Raw genomic sequence first — 7,203 nt, 5'->3', positions numbered from 1 at the left:
TTCAGGGAGTGACTAAAATAGAGACATAGTATATTGTTTTTTGGTAAAATCAATATCAAGCACTGATGGAATGGTGTTGAGTATTCTAAGTTTATATCAAAAACGCGAGGATGGCTGAATAGTTACGTATATTCTATGATAAAAATGAAGAACATAGAATTTTAGGCAACAATGTTGAAGATTATCTTGCTCCAATATACAGAAGTGAAGCAAAATTTGTTGTTCCTATTCTTAGTCCTGATTACCCAACTAGAATATGGACAAAGTTTGAATCAGAGCATTTTAAGGACAGATTTGGAGAGGGTAGTGTAATACCCATAGTATTCAATAATTACACACCAACTACGTTCGATGAAGCATCTAAAGTAGGACATATTTCATTTGATCCTACAAATGACTTAGAAACCCAAGTTAATAGAATTGTGGATTTATTAACCCAAAAAATAGGCGAATAAAACACATTCGTTTTTTTGGGCTTTGTAGAGTTCCTCAATAAAACTAAACACACAACTTTGACATACCTATCAAAGTTGTGTATCAATATTTTTAACTTCACTTCTTTACAGAAACACTGCCTCCGTACTTTCTTTTCAATACTGAAAACATCGTTTCACCAAATGCTCATAAGAAAATGAGACTCATCCCAATTTTTGCATAAGAACATACCCCATCCCTATTGTGTAGATTGGCATTATCAGATACCTCATCCCAATGTCCGTGAAATACTGGGTAACTGTCATCGGGAAGAAGCCACCATAGACCATACTAAGATCAATTGCAAGATTTATGACAAGCCATACAGTACCAAGAAGTACGCCTTCTCTAACATAGTCCGTTTCGACTCCTTCAAAATATTGTATCGCAAGCAAAACACCCACAATACCGCCTGTTACTATCATAATAGACTTAAAGAAAGTCTCTGCGATCAGGAAATTCCCGTTCCTGTCCACAAAAGCAAAAGATACTATGAAAGGTATCAACCAGACAATTAAGCCAAAAAAGACCATCTTCAGATATTTGTTCAATTTACAGACCCCCAAATCAGTAATTATTAGACATTAATTGTCTTTTACCGATACTATAATAAGAGCTCACGGTTTTGAGCAAAAAAAAAGAAAAAATGAGAGATGAAATATCTCCCATCAAACAACGGTCACATTCATACCCTTAACTTCCGCCTTGACCTCCGGACTATAGTATGAATACGCACTGCTCTCCTGTACTATCGCCTTGACCGGGAACATTGCCTTCATCTGCAACGAGAAGTTCATTTCCTCTCCTGGCATCATCTCATCGATGTAAAGGATGAGCTTGCGACCGGCTATTTCGTATCGGGTGATAGTGCCGTCTTCCTTGAGGGCTTCAAGACTGGATGATACCGGAGTGAAACCTGTGGGTACTGCAACATCCACGATCATCATTCCGCTGGACTCAACGATACCTCTGATGCCAGGCATACCATTGTATTTCAGGCGAATATCGACTTTTACGACATCATCAACTTCCACATCCGTTGAATCGTACTCAACGTCAAGCTCGATCTGTTCCTGCTCGATGATCTCAGGCAGGATCACATTGAACCTTCTGACAAGCTGATAGTTCAGCTCACCGGTACCTGAAAGTTCCATCTCTATCGCTTCAACGCCTTCCGGAACTTCAATGATGTTCACAACATCGTAGTTCTCAGATGTGATCCTAAGACCCTTGATTTCCACTCCATCCCCACTGACAGTAACAGTGGCATCCACGTCCCTTCCGGCAACTGCTGCCGCCGTCATCAATGCCCTGAAAGCCATAACAGTATCCTGCGTACTTGAAAAACCGCCATTGGAATTACGCTGGGCTGCTATCCATTTCAATGAGGAGCTGGCCCTTGGGTCATTCGTTTCTATCAATACAAGTGTGGCATAGGCTGTGGTTTCCACGTTCTTGCTCGAGACAGGATGGAAACCATAGCCACCATACTCGTAAGGCTCAGGCATAACATCATCGTATCCCCAATACACGCCATTGTCATCCTCTTTTGCCAGCTCAAGGAGTCTCTCCATTGCCTCATCTGCCCTGTCGCTCTCAAGTTTTTGAAGCGCAAGAGTTCCTATGGCAAGAGCGTATGGATCGTCCTGCTTATCAAGTTCCGCTTCCAGATAGCTTCGGGCATTATCCAATACAGCCGGAGCAGCATAGCCGTATTCATCGAGTGCCAGTGTCACATAGGCCGTAAGGGCATAAGTGCCGCTCACACCTCCCATCATATCCTCATGGATAACGAAGCCGACCGCTTCCCATGAACCGTCCTCTTTCTGATGTGAACCTATCCACTCCGCTGCTTCCCTTACAACATTCTCATCAATGGTCGTCAGGTCCTTGGCACCACTGAACTGGGAAAGCACAAAAGAGGTGAGCCACAGGCTGCCTTCCCCATCGCTCTCTCCAAAAGCAGAGAAAGAGCCATCGGCATGCCTGAAAGTGAGCTCTCTCTGATATCCGGTTGTGATGAACGTCAATGCTTTGGCCTGTACCTCGGGATTTTGCTGACCGGTAGCCTTGAGATAACGCAGTACTTCAACATCAGTAGAGAACAACATCATGTTCTGTTCACCACATCCATAAGGCATGCCCAGCAGGTCATCGACTCCGCTGATGGTCTGGGCTACAATGCTTGGCGTAAAGCTCAATATCACTTTTTCAGAATCCGGTACGATCGCAGCAGGCAGTGTTGCATCCAGCTCAATTGTAGCGTTCTTAAGAATACCGTTATCCACTATCTCCCTGGTAACACCTTCCGCCTCAACGATGATGGTCTTGCGGATCGCATCCGCTTTCTCAGTGGTCTGTCCTGTCAGTTCAACTGTCTGCACGCCAACCTTGGTGGGATGGATGGTAAAACTTACATGGGTCACACTATTAGCATCCACGCTCACTTCGACAACATCATCGCCTACCAGCTCGAACCACTCTGCACCGGAAAGCGTCAGCTTCACATTCTGAAGCTTGTCGAGATAATTATACACCTGTACCTGAACAGGGAACTCCTCACCACGAATAACAGCATAAGGCAGGTCAGGATCGATAAAGAAATCCTGGAAGACCGTAAGGCCTGCTTCGGATATTCCTATGCCTTCCGGACCTGATGAGACTGCATGAAGTCTCCAGGTAGTGATGGAATCAGGCGCATTCAGATCAAGGGTTGCCCTTCCATCATTATCGGTAAGAATATCAGGCATCCAGATCCATGTTTCAGGGAAGAACTGGCGTACTCTCTCCACTTCCGCAAGCTGCTCCTCTGAACCTGCTTTGTCATCCATTGCAGCTTCGTCCATTGGCATCGCCATTACAGCTTCGTCCATAAATTCCATATCAACATTGAATGCTACAAACCGGGGATCGCCCATACCCCCATCCATTTCCGACCTTGGAATTTCAAGACTGCCGGATGCCAACACTATCATTCCGGCATCATCAAGAACATCATAAGCAGTTTCCTGGTATCCCCAATATTGCGGATGCGCTTCGACCTGAGGTTCCATAAAGCGAATTTCAAGCTCATCAAACACCTGTTTCAAGTTCAGCCTGCCCTCGCTCAATGCATATACGGATTCATCCACAATGGAAAGTCCTATCATGGACTTCGTGCCTGCATCCAGCTCAACCGAGACAGCGTCACCGGGTGCCACCGTTTCGTTATCGAATCCTGTCAAAAGGTCTACCTGCGTGCTGAACTTGACATCGAATGGCAGGCTGTCGGCTGAAACCTCATTGTTCGGATTTATCATGTAAGCGACGACCTTCGCCGAAGGACTCATCTGGGGTGTAACAGGGATGTTTATCTGCGGTTCATCACTTGTTGCAGAGTAGACAGTCCTGCCGTTTGCGAAGACATCGTAGAATACCGTTCCTGCGTTAGTGGAATAGACCTTGAACGAGATCACATCCCCGACTTCCGGTATGCCTTCACTTACCTGACTCAAATGCAGGAAACTGGCACTTGGGGAATAGACCGAATTCAACGTACTGGTAACTTCAATTTCTTCTGAAACAGCATGCAGTTCAACGCTCACAGCATCTTCGGGTATCTCCAACGTTACCAGAGCAACGCCATTCTGTGTTGTGTAGGTCTCTTTGCTCTCGTTATAGTTGTAATTTTTATCTCTGAAATTTGCAACAAGAGTTACCTCTTTTTCAAGGGGTTCTCCTCCGGGGTCCTTTGTTACAAGAAGGACCTGAAGAGGCATTCCCGGTTTGATGGAATTGGATTCCGGGATCATTTGCAGGATGAACGGATGCTGTGCTATAGTAAGCAGTTCGGTAGTTTCTTCACTATGCCCACCGGTGTCGGTCACGGTCACATTCAGCATGACACTACCTTGTCCGCCAGCTCCAAAGGTGCCTGCAACATATCCAACAGCAGGAAGTGCAAATTCTACATTTCCGTCTTTAAGAGGAGCGGTGGATGTTGCATATTCTTCCCAGACACCTACGTATCTGGAAACCTTTACCTCAACAGTACCTTCAACTACCTTTCCGAAGAAATAGTTAGCAGAGACTGTACCTGTAATTGGCTCATCGGCAAGGAACCAGCTTTTTTCAGTGGAAGTTTCGAGATCGAACTTGGGGAGGACATATTTCTCCACCCTGACATCCACTTCAGACATCGAACTTCCTGATGTCGCTTTCACCTTCCATGTTCCAAGGTTCAATTCGGATGCAAGCGGAAGATCAAAGTAGGCAACCCCATACTCGTTGGTAGCCAGATCATCCTTGAAGATCTTCACTCCCTTTGCATCAGCAATCTCAACGGTGGTGTTCTGAACGACAGGAACAAGGTTGTTGTTCAGGCTGAGAAGACGTACATGTATGGTCTGCCCGGGTTTGTAGATCGGTTTGTCCGTTTCGATGAATATCGGATTGTTCTGCACCACTTTAACAGTTGTAGTAAAACCTTTTTCCGCACCCGAGGGTGTTGCGGTCAGTGTATAACTTCCCTCTTCGACATCCGGTACTTCGAACTTCGCCACACTGTTACCGACTTTGGAAGTGGCCGCCTTTACCAATGGGATGATCTCGCCTGACGCACTGGTAAGAGTATATTCAACGCCCCTGCTGACCGGTTCATCATCAAGGAAAGCAGACATCGTTACAGAACTGTCCCCACCTGAGAACAGTGATTTCGGTACAAGCACCAGATATTCGTCCTCTTCGGAATAAGTCCCTCCCTTATCATAGGAAAGCGCTTCATTGGAAGAAGTGTAAACTTGTCTCTCGTCCTGCCCGATACATCCTGCCAGCAGAATGCACGATAGCAAGACCAATAAACAGAATCCTTTTTTTGTAACCCCGATATATTTCATCTTGACACTACCTTTGTTCAATTATTTTTTTTGATATGTAAGAGATGATTGTTGCCAATTGTGTATAAACTTAGCTTAAACTTCGAAACTGTTCGAAGTTATAGAACACATTCACAACGAGGTTACAATAAAGAAGATAGTAAACAAAATATGTAGGCATTTGTAGCTCAAATATTCGAGGGTTGAATTTCTGAACCAATAAAGTAGTCATTTTATCTAAAATTAGCTGAAAAAACAAGAAAAAGTTTTTATTTTGACTAATTGTTTTTATCGTTATGAACAATGAAGATCTCAACCAAGAAAGATTTAAAAAAATTGCGCAACTACTATCAGAAGTCTCAAATTTGAAAGAGACTGACATGCATATTCTTTTGACTCTCTTAAAGAACAGTAAAGTAACCAATTCAGAACTAGCCGATATCTTGGATTTTAAAGATGGAAATTCAGTAACATATCACACAAGGAATATGCAGAAAGAAGGTTTGATTGACAAATATACAATCATTCCTAATTGGAAACGTGCTGGGTTGTCAACAGAGTTTATTATATTAGCAGAAGCAGAAAATGAAGAACAATTGCTTCAGATTGAGAAAGAGCACGTATTGATGGCAGATGAGTATCTTTCAAATATTGGTGAAATTGTTGTAACTCCTACAATTTCCGGATGTGTAATCCTGCAGAACGTTTACCATTGCTTTGGTGACAAGACAATGGCAGTAATAAGCGGGAGAGCAACATCTGATCAGGATGCAGCTGTTTACTGCAAGAACTATCTTGTCAATCGATATCCTGATATCAAGATCAGCATGCTTTTAAACAAATACAAAACGGTAGATGAATTTTTTATTGACAAAAATGCAGTTTCAAAATTAAAAGAACTCTTCCAGGTACCAGCTACTAAAGAAGTAACTGATACACTGGAAAATCTAAAAAGCATGTCTTCAGAAGATTAATGCCATTTCTGTCAACATTACTGCAAAACTTGGCAATGTAAGTGTCATAATCATTCTGTCTTTGAGTTTGTTTCCCCTTGCTACCGGATTATCAAGCAGTATCTAAACACATCTCGCAGCCAATACGAGATAGATCAATGAAGCAAGATACAAACGTGGAAAACTTGTTGCTGCATACAACAAAGGAATCATTGGCAGTATTGTTAATAGACTGCAAATAACTGCTGCTTTATGAATCCCAACCTTCAAAGGAAGCGAGTTGATGTCTCCTGCTACATCTTTAAAGTCTTTCATGAACGTAAGAGAAAATATCGATACAAAGACATACGCAGCAACAATTAAGCTATCTGGAGGCAACGCAGAATAAACACTCCAGAGTCCGATTGATTCAAGAGCAAAGCAGACAGCCATATCCAACATCGCAACGCCTGGGATATCTTTAAATCGAAACATTGGATGAGAGTACAAAATCCCACCAATAATAATTCCTGATAAAAAGCATAAGAATAAGATAGCTTAGTTTAAATGAGATCAATAATGCTGCTAAAAAGAGAATCAGCATATAGATCCATGCATTTCTGATAGAAATTTTCCCTGAAGCAATAGCACCTGTTGGTTTGCATATTTTATCGATTTCACAATCAAAGATATCATTTATTATGTCACATCCACTGTGAATCATTGTTCCTGCAAGAATTACAAGCAATGCCCTGTAATCCCACATTCCTAATATAGCACAATTTATAGTTAAAACCCCAAATTATTAGACTAATTCGTTATATAGACTGTTCCATGGTTAGACCTGAGGGGATCTTTATTGAACGGCATATGACCGTTGAAGAGTTAGACAAGCAGATAAAATTAGAGAAGAATGCAACACTCCTGAAAAGACTATATTTCAT

Annotated in this window: 3 protein-coding genes and 2 pseudogenes; 1 reads left to right on the top strand and 4 read right to left on the bottom strand. The window is 42.6% G+C overall.

The genetic code is table 11. The features are described 5' to 3' along the window. Positions 1-475: 475 nt before the first annotated feature. The 3 genes and pseudogenes from KDK67_RS13020 to KDK67_RS13010 form a co-directional block, all read right to left on the bottom strand. Positions 476-612: pseudogene (locus tag KDK67_RS13020) on the bottom strand (IS5/IS1182 family transposase); the annotation flags it as partial. A gap of 26 nt (positions 613-638) precedes the next feature. Continuing rightward, positions 639-1,025, bottom strand: coding sequence for a hypothetical protein (locus KDK67_RS13015; protein ID WP_250869246.1), 387 nt, complete (start codon positions 1,023-1,025; stop codon positions 639-641). 117 nt (positions 1,026-1,142) lie between these two features. After that, positions 1,143-5,348, bottom strand: coding sequence for an alpha-2-macroglobulin family protein (locus KDK67_RS13010; protein WP_250869244.1), 4,206 nt, complete (start codon positions 5,346-5,348; stop codon positions 1,143-1,145). Between the two features lie 275 nt (positions 5,349-5,623). Here KDK67_RS13010 and KDK67_RS13005 point away from each other — a divergent pair, with 275 nt between their 5' ends. Beyond that, a complete protein-coding gene (locus KDK67_RS13005; RefSeq protein WP_250869242.1) occupies positions 5,624-6,301 on the top strand; it encodes a winged helix-turn-helix transcriptional regulator in 678 nt (225 codons plus the stop codon). Between the two features lie 102 nt (positions 6,302-6,403). Here KDK67_RS13005 and KDK67_RS13000 read toward each other — a convergent pair. After that, positions 6,404-6,983: pseudogene (locus tag KDK67_RS13000) on the bottom strand (UbiA family prenyltransferase). Positions 6,984-7,203 lie beyond the last annotated feature (220 nt).

Source organism: Methanococcoides seepicolus, from assembly GCF_023684405.1.
Classification (GTDB): domain Archaea; phylum Halobacteriota; class Methanosarcinia; order Methanosarcinales; family Methanosarcinaceae; genus Methanococcoides; species Methanococcoides seepicolus.
This window is presented reverse-complemented; position numbering and strand designations above follow the sequence as displayed.

Bases quoted from the DNA above. Each gene is read 5' to 3' on its own strand.
- KDK67_RS13010 (WP_250869244.1), bottom strand. From the start codon at position 5,348: ATGAAATATATCGGGGTTACAAAAAAAGGATTCTGTTTATTGGTCTTG.
- KDK67_RS13005 (WP_250869242.1), top strand. From the start codon at position 5,624: ATGAACAATGAAGATCTCAACCAAGAAAGATTTAAAAAAATTGCGCAA.